The 1,090-nt window shown below is 65.0% G+C and carries 2 protein-coding genes; both read right to left on the reverse strand.

Annotation, left to right across the window (positions count from 1 at the left end; all coding sequences use genetic code 11):
• A partial coding sequence (locus tag ACFWB8_RS37155; protein WP_385237770.1) for a transposase occupies positions 1–331 on the reverse strand: 331 nt, incomplete at its 3' end.
• Positions 332–457: 126 nt separating this feature from the next.
• A complete protein-coding gene (locus ACFWB8_RS37160; RefSeq protein ID WP_385237773.1) occupies positions 458–817 on the reverse strand; it encodes a hypothetical protein in 360 nt (119 codons plus the stop codon).
• Positions 818–1,090 lie beyond the last annotated feature (273 nt).

Here is a 1,090-nt window from a genome sequence, read left to right on the forward strand (position 1 = left end):
CGGGCCGCAGCCAGTTGCTCACATCCACCGCGAGGACGATCCGCCCGTCGGCAGCCCTCGGCAACGGCGTGGAGGCCAGCAGCCGGCGCAACCGGGCGGGCTCCAGCCAGCCGTGGTTGACAGCGTCGTACATCGCTCCGTGCCCACGCCGGTGCTCGGCCGTCAACGTCAGCTCAACCAGCGACCTGACCGGCCCGTCCGCACACAGCACCGCGTCCGCGAGCTCGAAAAGCGTGTCCGCACGGGCATACAGGCAGTCGTAGAACTCCACACGAAAGCGGGACAGGACACCCAACGCCTCGACGCCGGAAACATCAACAGGGAAACTCATCCTCAGCGGCCGTTCCTCGACACTTCGTTACTCGACATCTCGAAGCGTGGAGGGCGGCCGCCTCGCGTGCCCCCGGAAGCGGTAGATCTCAGCAGGTCGGATGACATGCGAGGTTAAAGATCAAGCTTAGCCTTCCCGAGGTTCGACTGGGCCAGCTGTCCGGGCGCCTGAATCCTTGCGTGCCGAGAGCAGGAACAGGACCGCAGCGGCGGGGGCGAACCCGAAGCCGACGTTCATGCAGACCATGACGGTCTCGAATGAGGCGTCGGCGATCCGAGGGATGCCGTTGACGAGCATGAGGGCGTAGATGCACAGAATGCCGTAGGCACGAAGCCGCATCCCGGCCTGTCGCTTGCGCATCCACGGCGGCGTCCACCCCGCCAGTATCGCCACCGGCACCGGCAGCATGAGCGCCGTGGACACTGCCAGCGCTATCCAGTGGTACAGCGGATTGCCGTTCACCCCGCCCCCTTTGTAGTCGATCACCAGCCTACGGAGGGTTGGCGAGGCCCGTCCATGCCGAACACCGAGACCTTCCGGCGAACCTATCCGGTCAGAGCACTAGTAGGGCTTGGTCAGGTCGGCTGTGGTTGAGCGTGTCCTTCTGGTTCGGTGTCGCGTTGAGAGAGCGTGACTCCGGACGATATTGCCGCTGTACGCGGCAAGTTAGAGGACTTCGCAGCGGAGGTTTTCGAGCCGTTCGCGAGGAAAGACCAACGTCGGTGGGGGCAGGTCTACCTGCGGGGCCTGCTCACTGAC

It is taken from the genome of Streptomyces sp. NPDC060031 (assembly GCF_042736805.1).
GTDB lineage: Bacteria > Actinomycetota > Actinomycetes > Streptomycetales > Streptomycetaceae > Streptomyces.